Raw genomic sequence first — 18942 nt, 5'->3', positions numbered from 1 at the left:
ATTAGAAAACATTTTATTTTTTCGTGATTTTTTCATTCCCAAAACAAAAACAGCTAACTCTGGATCATGTTACTTTTACCCGATCCAGGGTCAAGCTGTTTTTTAATTGCAATAGGGAAAAAACTGTGTACTGTTAAACTGTTTCTTCTCTATCAAGATAAGACTTGAATGCGCTCATGTATTTCTGAACATCGCCTGCACCCATGAAGAGGTAGACTGCGTTTCCATGAGATTCAAGTGATTTATTATCATCAAGATCCAGATGTTTTGCACCCGGAATTTTATCAACCAGGTCATTAATGGTTAAATTACCTACCTTTTCGCGTGCCGACCCGAATATATCGCATAAATAGACATGGTCGGCAGTTGAAAGACTTTCTGCAAATTCATCTAGAAGAGCAGCGGTCCGCGTAAATGTATGCGGTTGAAATATCGCAACAATTTCACGTTCAGGATATTTCTGTTGCGCTGATTGCAATGTCGCCTGAATTTCAGTAGGGTGATGGGCATAATCATCCACAATAATTCGATCCGCGATTTCTAGTACTGTGAACCTTCTTTTAACACCATGAAAAGTGGACAGTCTTTCTTGGATAGTGGATGCTATTACTCCTTCATAATGACAGAGTACAATCACACCTAAGGAATTCAAGATTGCATGATCCCCAGCCAGCGGTATTGTAAATTTATGATAAAATTCGTTCCTTACAAAAACATCGAAGGTCGAACCTTCCACAGTTTTGATGATGTTTTTCGCAGCAAAATCATTCGATTCTTCAAATCCATAATAGAGTACTGGAACGTTAGCCTGAATCTTTTGCAAGTGTCTATCATCACCGCAGGCAATTAAGGCTTTCTTCACTCGGAGTGCCATTTCACCAAATGCGTCCATCACATCCGCTAGATCCTTAAAATAATCAGGATGATCAAAATCGATATTCGTCATAATCGCATAGTCGGGTTCGTATGCCAGGAAATGTCGTTTATATTCGCAAGCTTCGAATACGAAGTACTCGCTATCTGCAGGACCACTACCCGTACCATCTCCAATTAAATATGAAGTTGGTGAATGTCCAGATAACACATGAGCAAGCAAGCCAGTAGTCGACGTTTTACCATGTGAGCCCGTCACTCCGACAGATATGAATTTCTCCATATACTTTCCTAAAAAGTCATGGTATCGAATAATTTCGAGGCCAAGTTCCTTAGCCCTTATAAGTTCTGGATGACTGTCAGGAAAAGCATTTCCTGCGATAACTGTCATATCTGATTTAATATTGTTTTCATCAAATTTCAAAACAGTTATTTTTCTTTCATGGAGCGGATCTTCAGTGAAGAACCATTTCTCCACATCTGAACCTTGTACTTCATTCTCAGAATCGTGAAGTATTTGGGCGAGCGAACTCATTCCAGCGCCCTTAATGCCAGTAAAATGGAACAACGTCATAATGCAACCTCCCGGGATCATTTCTGTTCCCCTTAATAAATATCATTAATTTTTTCTCACTACATTTGTTATTTAAGCATTTTGATTTACACTTTGCATTGCTAGGCTAGTTAGTATTCCATACGATCTGCAAGTCGATCGAGATCACTTTCCGTTAAAAAGACATCACGTGCCTTACTCCCCCGCGGCCCTGAGATGAATCCACTTTTCTCCATTCGGTCCATTAGTTTGGCGGCTCGATTGTATCCGATACTAAAATTACGTTGTAACAGAGACGTTGATGCACTGCCTGTTTCATGGATAAAGAGACAAGCTTCTTCATAAAGTGGATCGGCTCCTTCTTCTTCAATACTACTTGCAAGAAGGTCTTCTTGGCCAAATAAATAATTTGGTGTTGCCTCATTCCGAACGTGTTCTATTATACGCTCTATTTCCTCATCCGTGACAAATGTACCTTGTAGTCTGACGCCAGAAGATTGTCCATTTCCAATGTAAAGCATGTCACCTTTCCCAAGTAGCCTTTCTGCTCCAGGGGAATCGATTATTGTTCTAGAATCGATTTGTGATGAAACTGAAAATGCGATTCGTGTTGGGATATTCGCTTTGATTGTACCTGTAATAACATCGACAGAAGGACGCTGTGTCGCGATGATCAAGTGAATACCGCAAGCACGTGCTTTTTGTGCAATTCGACTAATTGACACTTCGACATCCGCAGGCGCCATCATCATTAAATCAGCAAGTTCGTCAATGACTATTAGAAGATAAGGCATCTTCAAAGAGAAGCGACGACTTTCTACAACCGCTTTATTGTAACGCTCGATATCCCTCACACCTGCATGAGCAAGCAGCTCGTAACGTCTCTCCATTTCCGCCACTGCCCATTTTAATGCAGCAGTTGCAGCTTTGACGTCCGTAATCACAGGACTGATTAGATGTGGTATGCCGTTGAATGGTGCAAGTTCAACCATTTTAGGGTCAATCAGCATCATTTTCAAATCGGTTGGTGCAGCTTTGTAAAGCAAGCTGACCAAAATCGAGTTAATGCAGACGGATTTACCCGAACCCGTAGCCCCAGCAATCATACCATGTGGCATCTTGCGAAGATCTAAGGTTACTGGTGTTCCAGTCAGGCTTAATCCAAGCACAGCTTCAAGCGGGGACGTAGAAGCCCTGAACTGCTCCGTTGCAATAACTTCGGATATCCGAACAGGTCTCGTCTTCCGATTGGGAATTTCAATTCCAATGGAACTTTTTCCAGGAATGGGTGCTTGGATACGAATATCTTCGGCTGCCAGTGCCAATTTCAAGTCATCTGTTAAATTTCGTACTTTACTCACTTTAGTTCCTACTCCGACAGTCAGTTCAAAACGAGTGACTGTCGGACCTTGCATCGCTTCGATAACGGTCGCTTTAACCGCGAAGTGCGACAATGCTTCTTCAAGTTTTTCAGATTGCGATTCCAGCCACTCTGTATCTTCGATTTGCGATTCAGGTGGAATTAGATAATCCAGTGACGGGAAAGCATAATAGGGTTCTTCATCTTCTTCTAAGATTTCATCAACTATTTCTTTCGACTCTACGAAAACTTCTTCTAAAACGTCGACCAAAGGTTTCGTACTTATCGGCTTAGATATACTAACTTTTGTGTTTTCAATTGGTACTTGGGGGATTGAAGACACTACTGCTTTAAGTTTCTCTTTATCGGACTTTAACATCAATACATTAAATGGTACAGTCCGTTCTTTTCTTGTTTCTGAAATTTGTTCTTCTACCAATTCAGGTATCGCAGGAGAAGGCTCTACACCTTTCTCAGCATCAGGTAACGCATCCTTAGTATGTTCCATTTCATCCAAAATAATTCCCTTGAAATCCTCTTCAACCACTACCGATTCAATTGCAAAAACTTCATCCTTAGAAGGCTCTAAAGGATGAGGCACGACTACTGTCTCTGCGTCCTCAATTACTGTCGATTCGATTTCGTAATCTTCAATGTTTAGCGGCTCTATCTCACTAGAAGTGACTTTACTGCTGTCATTTCCAACCACAAATTCCGCGTTTAAAATTGGTATACTAATCGCCTTCTCGTTTTCAGGAGAAGAATCACCTGGCTGTGTAAGCTGTCTTTTTGTGACAACTTCCTTTTCTTCCAATGGTTGCAACTTCACTTCTTCCACTTTCAAAGGTGTCGCTGCTTCTCTCTTCGGATTAATAAATCCATGAACCGGCGAAGGTACTGCGGTCGGTGTAAATGGTTTACTAGAACGCTTTTGTATCGTTACATTCACTTTCGGTGGAAGTTCCTCCCGAAGAGCCTTTTTTGTGGAGGATAAAGAACTTCTTTTCTCTTTCTCTTTCTCTTTCTCTTCCACGCCATATTTCAGTAAAGATTCAGCCCTGAAGATATTGACAGTTCTCTTATCACTAGGCCATTTAGCATTTTCAGAAAGCGGTTTCGTTTCATAATTATCGTCCATATCGTCATTTTTGGACGGGACTTTTGGATAATCAACTTCAATAACAGATTCATCATCCCAACCATATATTTCTGCATCTGAGATAATCGGAAAGCGAAATGATGTACTGTTCTTTGTTTCAATTTTATTTAATGATTCATCAATTTCTGTTTCTACATATTTCGGTTCCACTTTATTATTGTCTTCATCCGGTCCAAATAACCGGTCTACTATTGTTTTAAACCAACTCAAGACTATCACTCTTTCCATGTCAATCACTCTATTTTAACAGTACTGACACGACAAAATCAAATCAATTTATGAAATCAAAAAAACGTACCTTATCGGTACGTTTTTTTACGCTCTTACTTAGTGAAAATTTCACCAGTTACGGCATTGTTATCTAGTACTAAAATCCCTTTTTCTTCAGGCGCGTCAGGCAAACCTAGTTCTTTAGCTGAGCAAATCATTCCAGCCGATGGAACCCCACGTAGTTCTGCATCGCGAATGATCATTCCAGATGGCATAACAGCTCCAACTTTTGCAACAACAACCTTTTGTCCCGCATCCACGTTCGGTGCACCACAGACAATTTGGACTGTTTCACTGCCGACATCTACTGTACAAACACTTAACTTATCAGCGTTCGGGTGTTTTTCTTTTGTCAAAATATGTCCTACAACAAACTTCGGTGTGAAATCTACATCAAGTTTAATCTCTACGCCATTCTTCAGAAGTGCATCTTGCAATTGACTCGCCACAGCCTCAGTCAACTCAACTTCCCCGACCGCTTCATTTTCCACGTAAGATGATGCGTTAAATAGATTAAATGCAGCTAATTCTCCAGTAGCCTCGTCATGGATTAACGTAACATCCCCTTGCGACTTCGTTGCAATAGCTTCCGGACGTGTAAGTGCAAGCTGCACAAGCAACACATCTCCAACACCATTTAAGTTATAAAATATATTCATTTTTTCTTTCCTTCCCTTCTTGCCAAACGATTTTTAGCCATGATGAAGATTGGTTCAAGATTTCCATCTTCGTAGATGAATGACAAAGATGTAACCGGTACAGTGCCAGTAGTAAAGAAGTGCATAGCCATTTGCGCAAGCACATCGTACCCTGTATCGTTCCGGATATCACCAATAATTAGTACATCTTGGTGTGGAACAGAAACAGTCATATGACCTTCAACTTTCGCTTCCATCTCTTTTAGAAAAGCACTGTTCAATATTCTGCTAGCATCATAACCGTCATTATTATTGATAAAGTAATAGATATTACCCGAGACTTCATCCTTCTTCATCGCAGTCGGTAATGCCCTTAAACGGAATAATGCAGACTCTGTTATCTCCGCTTCAGTCATGCGGAGGGACTCCAGCATACTTTCATCAATTAACCGATAGGTCGTTCCAAGGTCAAGTGCATAATAGATACACGTTTCAGCCGTATGTTCTTTCATAAGAAAACGATGTCCTACTGCAGATTCTTTCGGAAATGATGAAGACCTGATTACAGGATATATAATCGTACTATCAGAGAAACCTATCAATTGTTCTTTTTCCATTGCTTTAAACGTCTCACCGATTGTATAAACTATTTCTTTTATGGCTGCCTCTTTTTTCTGCTCGTATTTCACAAGAATTTCAGGAAGCGAAATATCCATCCCTTTTTTTAGAACCGAATGCTCTAGACGAACCTTATCCGTTTTCCGGTCAAACCGCCAAGTGAAATGTTCAGATGGAAGATGCTCTTTTAATAGTTCAACAAGCTGTGCAGAATTCATCTACTTATTTCCTCCATTCATATGAATTACTTAAGGCGCCGTTTAGCCCTAAAAAGCGCTTCAGACTTGAGGGGCTGGCGCCTTGAGCCTAGACACCATTGCGTGTCGAAAAACTTATACCTTTTTATCGTTTTCCAGAAAAGCGCTTCTACTCTTGATTAATAGAACGCACGATTTCCATCATTCTTGCTAGGTTTTCTTCGATGTTTCCTTTTTTCGTCATAGTCGTCATTTTTGATCCACCAACACTCGTAATTAGCTCAACATCATCATTGCCGCTTTTGACTACCGCCACAAAACCGAATGTGCCTTCATCCGTAAATGTTGCTTGCTCGACAATTTCTTTACTTTTATCAGTAAGAAGCAAATCATAAAACAGTTTACTGTCACTTGTTTCATTGGGATTGACAAAGAGGATGAATGTTTCTCCGTTTTTTGTAAAGACGATATTTTGTGCATCTGACTTATCATTCACCTTAAATCCAGCAGGTAGATATAGTTTAATGCCGTCAATTTCTTCTGTTCGATTTTTATCGTTCGAATGAAATGCTTCTCTAGCCGCTTCGACTCCCGAAGTTGCTTTTTCGTCTAGCGATTTTCCACATGCTACAAGCGCTAATACAGATATCGTCATCAGGAATATGAATTTCCATTTTCGGAACATTCGATTTCCCCCAATCATTAATTTAAACACTGTTTATCATTTTAATGTTGTTACGGATTAGTTGCAACCAAAACACGTTGTAACCAAGCACGTCGAGATTTACTGAGATTGCAGATAGTATTTATATTGTCCTATCAAGAGCTGTAAAATATGTACGAATAACTCATCACGTTTCACCGCGTTCGCAGTCAGCATACCGATAGCCCCTTCTTTCATCCGGATACCACTCGATTTGAAATAAGTATCAACAACTGGTCCCAGTTCTTTCCCCGCCATCAACTCATCTGCAATTTCTTTCGGTAATGGAATCTGTGCGCCCCCCGCCGTGAACCTTGTCCCGTCAGGCAGTGTCAACGCACCCCAGTTACATAGAAACATTTGTCCCTCAAGAATTCGGACGCCGCCTTCTAGTCCGATTCCGATTGCACCCGCTTTCGATTCCGCTGCGCGTAATGCACGATTAATAGCACCAAGCCTAGTTTCATCATCACCAAAAGGTTGGTCTGAAACACCTGACCCTACTTCGGTCTCAACAAGAAGTGCCTGCGGAAAATGAATTGCCAAAACTTCTTTGACTGCTTTCACTTTTGCGCGGTTCGTAGATCCTATCATAAATTCCATTCGTATTCTCCTCCATTCCTCCAAATAGAAAACCGTCCTTTACGCCATTTAACAGCGTAAGGACGGATTTCAGATTATACGTTACTTTTAATCGTTTCTACTGTTGTCTTATCACATGCCTTAACAAGCTTCACAAGAAGCTCTTTCGCTGCTGCGTAGTCGTCCGTGTGGATGATAGATCCCGATGTATGAATGTATCGTGAACAAATACCAATGACCGCACTAGGAACGCCTTCATTCGACGTATGGACCCGTCCTGCATCTGTCCCCCCCTGTGAGATGAAGTACTGATAAGGAATATTATGTGTTTCTGCCATATCAAGGATAAATTCGCGCATACCGCGGTGAGTTATCATCGAACGGTCAAAAATCCGGAGTAATGTCCCTTTTCCAAGTTGACCGAATTCATTTTTGTCACCTGTGGCATCATTTGCTGGACTTGCATCAAGCGCAAAGAATAAATCCGGATTGATCATCGTTGCAGCTGCCGCAGCACCACGAAGTCCGACTTCCTCGAGAACATTTGCCCCGGAGTACAAGTTATTCGGCAATTTTTCGCCATGCACTTCTTTTAATAATTCGATTGCAAGTCCGCAGCCGTAGCGATTATCCCAAGCTTTAGCAAGTATTTTTTTGTCATTCGCCATTGGAGTGAACGGGCTAACTGGAACAATTTGCTGACCCGGACGAATGCCGATTTTCTTAGCATCTTCTTTATCGTCTGCACCAATATCGATAAGCATGTTTTTTATATCCATTGGTTTATTGCGCACTCCATCGCTTAGTAGATGTGGTGGAATCGAACCAATGACACCGATAATTGGACCGCTATCCGTAATAATTTCAACGCGCTGCGCTAGTAGTACTTGGCTCCACCATCCGCCAAGTGGTTGGAAACGAATCATTCCGTTATCCGTAATTTGACTAACCATAAATCCAACTTCATCCATATGACCCGCAACCATTATACGTGGGCCATCTTCAGGCCCTTTTCTAACGCCAAAAATACCACCTAGGTTATCTTGGATCAATTCATCAGAGTACTTTCCAAGTTCTCCACGCATATATCTACGTACCGCGTGTTCATTACCCGGAGCACCCGGAAGTTCTGTCAACGTCCTAAACATTTCAAGCGTATCTTTTTGCATTGAATAGTTCCTCCCACTTTTTATGTATGTACCTACTGTAATTAGTGTAGTCGATTATTCAGAAACTTTCCATCATTTAATTCGGATTACGAATTATCATTTCAATAGACTAGCTTCGCAAAGCTAACTAAAATTGTGGTACACTGTTTGAAATACCGATATAGGGGGTAATGAGAATGAAATTAACAGATTTCCTAGCAGGTGTAGTAACTGGTGTTGCGGCTGGTATTGTAGTCAGTGAAACTATCGACCGAGTAAATCAAAACGTTTCGGCAGACTCTGTTCTAAACACAATTAAAGATGCTTTTAAAAATGAAGGTCCGATAGATGGTTCATGGATCGTCATGAAAACTGAACCATTCAAGAACAACGTCATTACTATGGATGTTTACCGCGGTGGCATATCACGTATTAAAGAAGGCGAACTGGAACAATTCGAATTTGCAGCAGATGCAAAAACGGGTACAGTCGTTGAACTGATAAAAGCATAACTAAGAAAAGCGCAAGGCGCCCTCTAGACGCGACAGGCATATGTCGATCCAGCGACGTGGCGCTCTTTGCCACATAGCTGGATTGCTTTCAAGGAACGTAGCCTAAGTACGCCGCGTCCTGCGGCAATGGCTACGTGACCCACATCCTGTGGGCCTCCAAGCGGCTGGCGCCTGAAGTATAGACACATTTCTAAGTCGAAAAAAAGTTTACTTTCTTTTCTTTTAAAAAACCGTCACAATTCCGGATTCCACTGGAATTGTGACGGTTTTTTATTAAATAGTAACCTTAACGGATTCTATGATTTCTTTGCCACTTGCATCCCATTTAACAAGTCGATAATAAGCATCATGGTAAAATGTGAATCTATATCCACCTGCAAGTGCCTCTTTCATCAACTTTTCTTTAGCAAAAATTGACGTCATCGGGTAATCATCAAAAGCCAGAACCCACAACGGGTTACTATGTGCTTGTGTAGGCATAATATCAGCCATATGGAGAATCGTTTCGTCATTCTGAGTCAATTTGATAACGCTATGACCATCGCTATGACCGCCTGTATGGATCATTTCAATTCCCGGCATGATCGTAATGCTTCCCTCGAAAGTCTTCACCTGTAGCTGAACAGGCTCCCAGTTTTCTTTTAAGTATGTATTCCTGGATCGGATATTCGGATTACGCATTTCATCCCATTCGGTTTGTGAAACGTAAATTTCAGCGTTCGGGAAAACAGAAACAAGATTCCCTTCACGCCATTCTGTCAAACCCGCTGCATGGTCATTATGCATGTGTGTCATAAGAATAATATCAATGTCTTCCGGTGATAAACTCAGCTCAGCAAGGTTCCCCTCAACCTTTGCCTCTTCAACAATGCCCAGATTTTTCATCATTTTCTCACTGAGTTTTCCTTTTCCATGCCCCGTGTCGATCAATATATTTTTACCTTCATACTGAATAAAAATCGGATCGTTTCTCATCTTGATACGATTTTGTTCATCAGCTTCGTATCGCCTTGACCAAAGTGCTTTTGGAACAACTCCAAACATCGTCCCGCCGTCTAGAAAATTCCCACTACCATCTAGCCACCTCAACGTCATATCATGAAATGTATATGTATCCACAGAAACATCCTCCCATTCCCTTGTCTAATACGATTATGAATTAGTAAATTGAGATTCAAGCCTGTATATCGGGTGTCCTTTTGCAGAAAATTTCTCTTCATATTCCGTCATAATATTATCTTCAGGCATTTCTGCATGCAAATCAAGCGATACATAGCCTAGCTTCATGCCGTACTCCGACATTGAGACAAGTGAGTATTCGAACAACAGACGATTATCTGTTTTGAAGTGAATTTCCCCACCTTCAGCAAGTACTTCTTCATACAGCTTTAAAAACGTTTCATGCGTTAGTCTTCTTTTAGCATTTCTCGTTTTCGGCCACGGATCGGAAAAGTTTAAATATACCCTATTTATTTCCCCTTTGTGGAAGATTTTCGTAAGGTCCATTCCATTTGCACGAAACAGTTTTAAATTTGACGGCTTTTCTGCTTCAACCGCCTTTTCTAGCGCAGATACGATAACATTGTCAAAATGCTCTATGCCAATATAATTCACATTAGGGTTGGCAATTGCCATGCCGATGACAAATTGCCCCATACCCGACCCAACTTCAATGTGTATTGGGTTTTCATTACCAAAAAGGGTATGCCAACCATTCATCATTTTTTCTGGTTCTGCTAATAGGATATCTGGGTGTTCTGCCATGTAGTCTCTTGCCCATGGTTTATTACGAAGTCGCATTGTATACACTCTTTTCTATTTATAGGTAATTAATCTTCTTCTGATTGTTGTTCCTCATCTTCACCAAATAATCTACTTATTGATGTAGTTTGCCCCAAGTCAAGTATTGCCTGGCCCGCCTTGAATTGCGTAGATTTCATAGGAACAGGCAATTTCTGAAGTACAGAAAACCAGTCATCATAGGACCGTCTATCGATAATTTCAACATCAAACGCAGAACCTGGATGGTCGATATACCCGTTACGTGAAATTAAATATTTCCGTATAGGAAAATCGATTTCTTGTGCTTTAAATATACTTGAAATAATCTTTTCAGTTCTGTTCAGGGCGATGAGCGGACTAAGAAATTTCGTTTCTTTTTTCCCAAGCTTCTTTAACCAGAATCTGTCCCCGCTCCCGCTAAACGCTGCAACGTCCTCTTTCTCAAGTACCGTAATACACATGCATTCAACAGGTGTCACAATGATAATGTCTAGCTCAACAGGCGCTTTCTTCAGAAGCAAGATTGGATAATAAAACAATAAATAATTATCCGGAAGATTCTGAGCGAAACTTCGTAAAAGTGAATCTCGGAAAAAACGCGAATCCACTCTTGACTTGTCCATTAACGTCGAACTTGCCCACTTGATTTGAAAATGAAAAAGTTGTTCCAAATACAGTCTCCTTAAATGCTCAAGACTTGATGGATTATGAATCAGATTTGGGCTAAATCCAAAATTTTCTTCATCACTTTTTTCATCTACGCGATTGTCGTGATCTTGCTCTGCCTCAACATCCTTACGTTGACCGAAGACCCGGAGTAGAGGTGAAAACCATTTGCTCTCTTGCGGTTCTTCTACCTCTTTAATCTCCTGTTGCCATTCTGATAAATCCGCTCCACTTTCCCACTGGGTCTTCATACGTTCCCATTGATACCTTTTTAATCGGATATACTGCGAAGGGTAACGCGTAAGATCTTGTTCGTAACGGGAGACATAGTCAAGCAGTTTAACAAGTTGCGCCATGTCCATTCACTCCGATCACATACTGTTCGTTATTATTCACCCGCAATGAAAGACGGGATTTGCAAGTTGAATGCTTTTTGTAAGTTCTTTGTCAATGGTCCTACTAGTCCCGAGCCTACAGGACGCCCGTCGATTGAAATGACTGGTGTCACTTCAGATGTTGTTGACGTTAAGATAAATTCATCCATTTCAAAAGCTTCATCTAGTGTAAATGATTTCTCGACGACAGGAATTCCTTGTTCTTCACATAGTCCTAGAACAACCTGCCGTGTAATGCCATTCAAAATAAGATTTGTTACAGGATGAGTATAGACTATTCCATCCTTTACCCCAAACACATTCGACGCAGAACCCTCCGTGACAACACCGTCACGGTGAAGCAATGCCTCTATACAACCCGCCTCATGCGCCTCTTGCTTAGCGAGAACATTGCCAAGTAAGTTAAGACTTTTAATATCGCAACGCAACCAACGGACATCTTCCACTGACTTGACCCCGACTCCGTTTTCTATGCCCGCCATCGGTCTTGGGTTGTTAATTGCATATCCTGTCACGACTGGCGGTACTGCCGGATTAGGGAATTGGTGAAGTCTTGGTGCGGATCCACGTGTCACTTGGATATAAACGTGTCCAACCAAAATGTTATTTTTCGCCACTAATTCACGAGCAATTTCCATCAACTGGACTTCAGCATAGGGAATTGTCATCTTTATCTTCGTAGCACTTTGAAATAAACGTTCTATATGTTCTTCCGCAGTGTATAATTCCCCACCATATACTTTAATTACTTCATACACACCATCGCCAAAATAATAACCGCGATCCTCAATCGAAATAGCTAATCCATCACGTTCTGTAAACTGTCCATCCATAAAATATACTGTCATCCTTATTCCCCCTCCGTTCTTTCAGATACGAGTCGGCTAATTGCATCTGCATAGATCCCAGTAGCCTTCACTAAATCATCTATATATACATATTCATCTGCCTGATGAGCTACATCTTCCCTACCAGGAAATAGCATTCCAAAAGCAACCCCTTTTTCAAGGACACGCGCGTATGTGCCTCCCCCGATTGCCAGTAACTCAGCATGTTCACCGGTATGATCAGTATACACTTCTTGCAACGTCCGAATAAGGGGGTCGTTTGCATCCACATGATGCGGTGCAGAGTTCGATCCGATATCGACCGAAAAAGGTGTTTCCTTTAACCGTTTCATACATGTCGTCATTTTCTCTTCAAAAAGATAGCTAACTGAATAACGCAGACTAACGTTAATTTCCCCACCGCTTTCGGGATTGTATGTCACGATACCCGCATTCAGCGTCGTATCACCCGACATTTCATCATTGAATGCCAAACCTAAGAAAAGCCCTCTAGATTCATTAGCAAATGCATCAAACATGAATTGTGTAAAGTCTTTTGATGGACCTTCTTTTAAAATCCGATTCAAGAAAGAAGCTAGAAGTACAGCGGCATTGACACCATTATCTGGTTCCATCGCGTGAGCTGATTTCCCATTCAAACTAATGACGGTTTTACGACCATCCGTGGAAACTCCCCCTGTGACGCCATGAATATTTAAAAACGTAATGAACTGTTCATTGTTGAATTCAACTTCCTCTGCCAAGTGGGCCTCTGCATAATCCGGCACCATATTTGTTCGATTTCCTGACTTAAATAACAGAAGCTGTCCATCCGCAGTTATCGCCTTTTGCCTAAATAGGATAGAAGCAATTCCTTTTTCAGCGTTAATAATTGGGAAGTCTGCATCTGGTGCAAATCCAATATCCGGCATTTCCTCTTTTTTAAAATAGCGATTCACACAACGAAAACCACTCTCTTCGTCTGTTCCAATAATGAGCCGCACTCGTTTGTTCATTGTGACACCTGAGTCCCGGACCATTTTCATAGCATGCCATGCCGCTATAGTCGGTCCTTTATCGTCAATAGCACCGCGACCAAACAGCTTGCCGTCCTCGATAGCACCGCCAAACGGCTCATGTATCCAATTACTACCCGCTGGTACGACATCGACGTGGCAAAGGATTCCGATGAGTTCATCCCCTTCACCCATCTCAATATGTCCCGCCATATTGTCTATATTTTTCACAATCATTCCCGCTTTGCGACCTTCTTCTAAAATCCAGTCGAGCGCGCGCTTTGGTTCTGGTCCAAATGGTAAATCTTCAGTAGCTGCGCTTTCATCAAGCACAGAAGGAATGGCAATTAAACTTTGTAAATCAGTTAGTAGAGATTCTCGCCTTTTCAAAGCTTCATTTTCCCAATTAAACATTCAAGGCACCTTCTTTCACAATAAGTCTATTTTCACACGTTAACCCAAGAAAATAAAGAGGAATCCTCTTTTACAGACTTTTTACAAAAAACTCATGCAATCTTCAAGGAAATACGCTATACTAGTATTGTCAGAATGTTTAATCTGACTTTTCAACCTTTTCGAAAGGATGTGCGTCGTCAGGGATAATTTCAACGTGCTTTAGGCAACATTCATAAGTCTCATGACCAAAATTTTTGGAAAATGAAGATGAAGGGGTGATTCCACACTTGAAACCTGCAACTGATCGTATGCTTACACGCATCAAGGATATCTACTTTTATATCCTTGATAATGGTACTGTAACTACCGAAAACCTGGTCGAAGAATTTGGCATCACTCACCGTACGGTACAAAGGGACTTAAACGTCCTGGAATACAACGAGCTTATTATAAGCCCGGTACGCGGTAAATGGACGACGACAGCAAAAAAAGTGAAATTATCTTCATGACCCGCACATAACCTAGAAAAGCGTAAGGCGTCAGTTCCAGTACCTGCATTCCGTAGGCACTGAGGCTGGCGCCTGCGGTTTGGATGAAAATAAAGAGCTGAACCGTATTCTCAAACGGCTCAGCCCTTTTTATTTTTCAGTAATTTGCACAAGTTGCTGTAATTCCTCTTCCGTCAATTCCCGGTATGACCCCAGCGCTAGACTTTCATCCAAAGATAAGGGCCCCATTGATAAACGTTTTAAATAAATAACTTGCTTACCAACAGCTTCAAACATTCGTTTGACCTGATGATATTTCCCTTCTGTAATCGTCAACTCAATTTCGGAAATATCGGCTGATTTCAAAATGCGCAACTGACCAGGCTTTGTCTCATATCCATCATCCAGAATAACGCCCTCTGAAAACCGCTCGGTATCCTCTTCTGTAACAATACCTTCAATATGGGCATAATACGTTTTCGGCACACCTTTTTTAGGTGACAATAAGTTATGCGCAAGCTTTCCATCATTCGTTAGCAACAGAAAACCTTCTGTATCTTTATCCAACCTGCCAACAGGAAACAGTTCAAAAATGTTATATTCTGAGTCTAATAAATCAATAACTGTCTGGTCCCTTTTATCTTCAGTTGCAGATAATACCTCCTGTGGCTTGTTCATCATCAGGTACATAAATTCTTTATAGATGACTTTTTCACCAAGTATGGTTACTTCATCCTTCACTGTATCGACATGAAAAGCCGCATCTTTCACCGGCTCTGCATTAACCCGGACAGCACCTTTTTTCATCAATTTCTTAACTTCTTTCCGAGTACCGTATCCCATGTTGGACAACAATTTATCTAAACGCATTTTGTTCCTCCTAAAAGCCTAATTTCTTCGTAAATCTAGTCAATCGCTCTCCGAATAACTTCTGTGCAAGACCTGTTTTAAGTGATAGATAGCCGTAAATAGCAGCGCCTACTGCAGCACAAATTAATATGTACAGGAGGGACTGCATTTTCCCGTCAGTGGGACTGATTGCTGTCAGGCCTTTCAACGTAAATGTGACCGCTAAAAGCATGATGACATTTAGAATACCGATGAGAATTAGTCTTCTGAATACCATCTGCGACCTATAGTGAAGGACTTTTGTAATGATAGCTATATTTATACCAACTGCAATTGTATAGCCAATTGATGTTGCCAAAATTGCACCATTTGTTTCAAATAATTTGATAAGCGGTATATTCAGTGCAAGTTTGAAAAAAAGACCAAGTAATGACGTGAATACAATCCACTTATGCTTGTCAATACCTTGCAAGATGGCAGCCGTTACCGTATATAATCCGAACAAAATTGCTACAGGGGCATAATTTGCTAATATCTCTGCACCCATAGCGTCTTTTTCATATAGAAATTGGTAAAATTCATTAGCTAGAACAATTAATCCGATGACGATTGGCATCGTTAAAAACAGCATAATCTGATAGGTCTGATCAAGTGAATTTGTAATCCCTTTTTGATCATTTTTCGCATAATAACTTGTAATAACCGGAATAAGCGCCATCGAAAATCCTGTGGCAACCATTACTGGAATCATGACAATCTTATGCGTCAAAAAATTCAGCATAGTGAAATAGATGTCAGTTACCTCTGCAAAGCCAATTGAAGACATCGTATCGTTGAATGTAATCATATCAACAAATTGATAAAGGGGATTAATAACCCCAACTAGAACGAAAGGCAAAATATAAGCAAATACTTCTTTGTACATATCTTTGAATGAAATATCACTCGAAGAAGTGCTATTCGCAAGAAGATGGTCGAATTCCGGTTTATAACTTTTCCAATACTTGAACAGTACACCGAGACCCGCAAGCGCTCCGATAAACGCTGCAAACACTGCAAAATTCACTGCAGTTCTCGGTGATTCATGCATGAAGTTTACGACAATAAATGCTCCTGCTAAAACAACAACAATACGCACAATCTGCTCCACTAATTGCGAAACAGAAGTCGGCATCATCTTCTGGTTGCCTTGCAAGAAGCCACGCACGATACTCATAAGCGGAACGGCAAGCAGTGCATAACTGACCCAACGAATAACTCCGGCAATCTCTTCTACTGTAAAGATTTGTTCATCATTTTTACGAACTAGTCTTGCAATCGGTTCGGCTAAAAAGTACAACGTTAAAAAGGAAAGTATACCTGTGAGTAACATCACAAGCATTCCCGACTTCAAAAGCCTCCGCCCGGTTGCATAATCACCACGTGCGTTATATTTTGCTACAAATTTTGATATTGCAAGTGGTGCCCCTGATATGGCTATAGCCAACGCGATATTGTAAGGGATGTAGGCATATTGATAAAGACCGATACTTTCTTTCCCAACGATTGCGTAAAACGGAATAACATATAAGAGTCCAAGCGCTTTCGATAAAAATAGACCTATCGTAAGTATGAAGGTCCCTTTTACAAGATTTGACGACATGTTTGATCCTTCCATTCTTCATAAATCTACTTAACAGTTTACCCCATAGGCGACGCTTTTCACAATGTATAGCCGTCAATTGTGTATATTAAAGAAAAACTGAAAGTGTTATTCCCACTATGTATGACTTCATCATCTGACAATGTATTGAGCAAAACGTATGAACAAGTGAATATGAGCGAGTAGTCGCCAGAAACAATGGCGAGAATAGTATGACGGAGGTTGAATTCAAGAAAAAGTAGGCCACCTATGTCCAATAAATAACGGAGTAAAGGCAGCCTAAAGGATGTTCCACATTTGTCATTTACCACTAAGTAAGTTCAGGGTGATTAATCTCTAACTAATTTAATGTTTTCGTTAGCAATCAGTACACCTTGCTTAAATTCTTCGTAGTCAGGCTCTGTTGAGTTTAGGAAGCATGTGGTAGCAATCTTTTTCGCTATCAATCGTCTACCTTTTCTGACAACCTCCATTCCCCCTGCATTGCTAATCAATTTATGGTAGATGCGCTGGCACTCTTTTTGTTGAAAAGCATCGTGTCTTATTTGTTCGTTCTCCGCGCTCGTTGGATACGATTTCTCTTGATATCCCTCTTGCTGACTTATATGCTGTTCAACTTCGCTAGTTACTTCTTTAGTCATTACGTACACTCTCCCGATTCTTCGTCAAAGTAAATATATTCATGTACATTTAACTTTGCTTTCTTATCATTCAACTTCAATATCAGTTGAATAAATGATTCCATTGAATATGGCTTCAGCTACCCTTGTAAGGCGCCTACGCTAGTTTATATACCGTAGGCAATACTTCAACATATATAGCACTATTCTTGAAAGTTTTATTGTAAAAGCAATTTTAATTGTACCACATGCCGTTGCTCTATTTTCTTCCATTTTGATCGCCCCTACTATTTTTCAATGATGCTGTGGTAAACTGATAGTTAATAATCCATTTCCGAAAGGCTTGATAACACAATGACTACTAACAATATTGATGTAGACGTCATCATCATCGGCGGTGGCCCATCAGGATTGATGGCTTCAATTGCCGCTGCTGAAAATGGAAGGAAAGTTCTCCTTCTTGAAAAAGGTAAAAAACTTGGCACTAAACTGGCAATCTCAGGGGGCGGGCGCTGTAACGTTACAAATCGCCTTTCACAAGAAGAAATCGTTAAAAACATTCCTGGGAACGGTCGATTTTTATATGGTCCCTTCTCAGTTTTCAATAATGAAGACATCATTCGTTTTTTTGAAGGTCTTGGCGTTGCATTGAAAGAAGAAGATCATGGCAGAATGTTTCCTGTTTCGAACAAAGCAAAAGATGTTGTCAATGCATTGCTGACAGAAATGGATCGTTTACATGTTGAAGTGCGATTAGAAACGCGCGTTAAAAAACTGTTGATGAATGAAGAGCAAATTCTAGGTGTCAGACTGGATTCTGGCGAGGAAATTCGTGCTCATGCTGTCGTTGTTGCAGTCGGAGGAAAAGCGGTCCCTCAAACTGGTTCAACTGGTGACGGTTATCCATGGGCGGAAAAAGCCGGTCATACCGTGACAGAACTTTATCCAACGGAAGTGCCTTTATTGTCAAATGAGCCTTTCATCCTTTCAAAAGATTTACAAGGTCTTGCGCTTCGTGATGTGGCAGTATCCGTCCTTAATTCCAAAGGTAAGAATCTCATCACACATCAAATGGACATGTTGTTCACCCATTTCGGCTTAAGCGGACCTGCCATTTTACGTTGCAGTCAATTCGTCGTGAAAGAACGTATGAAAAACGGCAACAAGCCCGTTGAAATGAGAATCGATTCTTTGCCGGATCTGAATGAAGAAAAAATTTTCCAACTGCTCAATACCACTTTAAAAGAAGATTCAACGAAAGCCGTAAAGAATGTGTTAAAAGGAATTGTACCTGAACGTTGGATGCTGTTTTTATTCGACCGGGCAGGAATTGATCCGACTGAAACTGGAGCTCAGATGCTAGTAGAAAAGATTAGGGCACTGGCTAAGTTATTGAAAGCTTTCTCGATGAATGTCAATGGCACACAGCCGCTTGAAAAAGCATTCGTCACAGGCGGTGGAGTCTCCGTAAAAGAAATCGTTCCGAAAACACTAAGTTCACGCAAGAAAGAAGGTCTATACTTCTGTGGTGAAATTTTAGATATTCATGGCTATACTGGCGGGTATAATATTACTTCTGCACTTGTTACTGGCAGGATTGCTGGGATGAATGCCGGGGAGCACGCGACTGATTTATAATCGTTGAATT

Annotated in this window: 18 protein-coding genes; 3 read left to right on the top strand and 15 right to left on the bottom strand. The window is 40.9% G+C overall.

Going from position 1 to position 18942, the window contains the following annotated elements:
• Positions 1-133 precede the first annotated feature (133 nt).
• The 7 genes from murC to H2672_RS05295 form a co-directional block, all read right to left on the bottom strand.
• Positions 134-1447, bottom strand: coding sequence for a UDP-N-acetylmuramate--L-alanine ligase (gene murC / locus H2672_RS05325; protein WP_186669973.1), 1314 nt, complete (start codon positions 1445-1447; stop codon positions 134-136).
• A 110-nt stretch (positions 1448-1557) separates the two neighbouring features.
• Positions 1558-4173 carry a DNA translocase FtsK gene (locus tag H2672_RS19815; RefSeq protein WP_186669971.1) on the bottom strand — a complete coding sequence of 872 codons (2616 nt, stop codon included), beginning with the start codon at positions 4171-4173 and terminating at the stop codon, positions 1558-1560.
• Between the two features lie 95 nt (positions 4174-4268).
• Complete coding sequence (gene ytpR, locus H2672_RS05315; protein WP_186669969.1) at positions 4269-4874, bottom strand: YtpR family tRNA-binding protein; 606 nt, start codon at positions 4872-4874, stop codon at positions 4269-4271.
• The gene (locus H2672_RS05310) at positions 4871-5689 is read right to left on the bottom strand and encodes a DUF1444 domain-containing protein (protein WP_186669967.1); all 819 of its coding nucleotides are present in this window, start codon (positions 5687-5689) and stop codon (positions 4871-4873) included. Before H2672_RS05310 ends, ytpR begins: the two co-directional genes overlap by 4 nt.
• A gap of 148 nt (positions 5690-5837) precedes the next feature.
• Positions 5838-6353, bottom strand: a complete 516-nt coding sequence (locus tag H2672_RS05305; RefSeq protein ID WP_186669965.1) for a hypothetical protein — start codon at positions 6351-6353, stop codon at positions 5838-5840.
• A gap of 99 nt (positions 6354-6452) precedes the next feature.
• Positions 6453-6974, bottom strand: a complete 522-nt coding sequence (locus H2672_RS05300; RefSeq protein WP_186669963.1) for a DUF84 family protein — start codon at positions 6972-6974, stop codon at positions 6453-6455.
• Between the two features lie 74 nt (positions 6975-7048).
• Positions 7049-8122, bottom strand: coding sequence for a M42 family metallopeptidase (locus tag H2672_RS05295; RefSeq protein WP_186669961.1), 1074 nt, complete (start codon positions 8120-8122; stop codon positions 7049-7051).
• A 176-nt stretch (positions 8123-8298) separates the two neighbouring features.
• Here H2672_RS05295 and H2672_RS05290 point away from each other — a divergent pair, with 176 nt between their 5' ends.
• Positions 8299-8613, top strand: a complete 315-nt coding sequence (locus H2672_RS05290) for a hypothetical protein (RefSeq protein WP_186669959.1) — start codon at positions 8299-8301, stop codon at positions 8611-8613.
• Between the two features lie 273 nt (positions 8614-8886).
• Here H2672_RS05290 and H2672_RS05285 read toward each other — a convergent pair whose 3' ends face one another.
• From H2672_RS05285 to pepV, 5 genes are read right to left on the bottom strand one after another with little or no spacing between them, the layout of a single operon-like run.
• Positions 8887-9732, bottom strand: a complete 846-nt coding sequence (locus H2672_RS05285) for a YtnP family quorum-quenching lactonase (protein WP_186669957.1) — start codon at positions 9730-9732, stop codon at positions 8887-8889.
• Between the two features lie 33 nt (positions 9733-9765).
• Positions 9766-10413: a tRNA (guanosine(46)-N7)-methyltransferase TrmB gene (gene trmB / locus H2672_RS05280; RefSeq protein WP_186669955.1), complete on the bottom strand. Its 648-nt coding sequence runs from the start codon at positions 10411-10413 to the stop codon at positions 9766-9768.
• Between the two features lie 29 nt (positions 10414-10442).
• Positions 10443-11417, bottom strand: coding sequence for a nuclease-related domain-containing protein (locus H2672_RS05275; protein ID WP_186669953.1), 975 nt, complete (start codon positions 11415-11417; stop codon positions 10443-10445).
• Positions 11418-11449: 32 nt separating this feature from the next.
• Complete coding sequence (gene dat / locus H2672_RS05270; RefSeq protein ID WP_186669951.1) at positions 11450-12304, bottom strand: D-amino-acid transaminase; 855 nt, start codon at positions 12302-12304, stop codon at positions 11450-11452.
• 2 nt (positions 12305-12306) lie between these two features.
• On the bottom strand, positions 12307-13713 hold the full coding sequence (pepV, locus tag H2672_RS05265) for a dipeptidase PepV (RefSeq protein WP_186669949.1): 1407 nt from the start codon (positions 13711-13713) through the stop codon (positions 12307-12309).
• Between the two features lie 269 nt (positions 13714-13982).
• Between pepV and H2672_RS05260 the strand changes: the two genes are divergently transcribed.
• Positions 13983-14204: a DeoR family transcriptional regulator gene (locus H2672_RS05260; RefSeq protein WP_186669936.1), complete on the top strand. Its 222-nt coding sequence runs from the start codon at positions 13983-13985 to the stop codon at positions 14202-14204.
• A gap of 129 nt (positions 14205-14333) precedes the next feature.
• Here H2672_RS05260 and H2672_RS05255 read toward each other — a convergent pair whose 3' ends face one another.
• The 3 genes from H2672_RS05255 to H2672_RS05245 form a co-directional block, all read right to left on the bottom strand.
• On the bottom strand, positions 14334-15053 hold the full coding sequence (locus H2672_RS05255) for a pseudouridine synthase (RefSeq protein ID WP_186669934.1): 720 nt from the start codon (positions 15051-15053) through the stop codon (positions 14334-14336).
• 10 nt (positions 15054-15063) lie between these two features.
• On the bottom strand, positions 15064-16674 hold the full coding sequence (locus H2672_RS05250) for a putative polysaccharide biosynthesis protein (RefSeq protein WP_186669932.1): 1611 nt from the start codon (positions 16672-16674) through the stop codon (positions 15064-15066).
• A gap of 329 nt (positions 16675-17003) precedes the next feature.
• Positions 17004-17315: a hypothetical protein gene (locus tag H2672_RS05245; RefSeq protein ID WP_186669930.1), complete on the bottom strand. Its 312-nt coding sequence runs from the start codon at positions 17313-17315 to the stop codon at positions 17004-17006.
• Positions 17316-17648: 333 nt separating this feature from the next.
• Here H2672_RS05245 and H2672_RS05240 point away from each other — a divergent pair, with 333 nt between their 5' ends.
• Positions 17649-18932 (top strand): BaiN/RdsA family NAD(P)/FAD-dependent oxidoreductase, encoded by a 1284-nt coding sequence (locus H2672_RS05240; RefSeq protein ID WP_186669927.1) that lies wholly within the window; start codon positions 17649-17651, stop codon positions 18930-18932.
• Positions 18933-18942: the final 10 nt, after the last annotated feature.

It is taken from the genome of Sporosarcina sp. BP05 (assembly GCF_014282005.1).
Classification (GTDB): Bacteria; Bacillota; Bacilli; order Bacillales_A; family Planococcaceae; genus Sporosarcina.
This window is presented reverse-complemented; position numbering and strand designations above follow the sequence as displayed.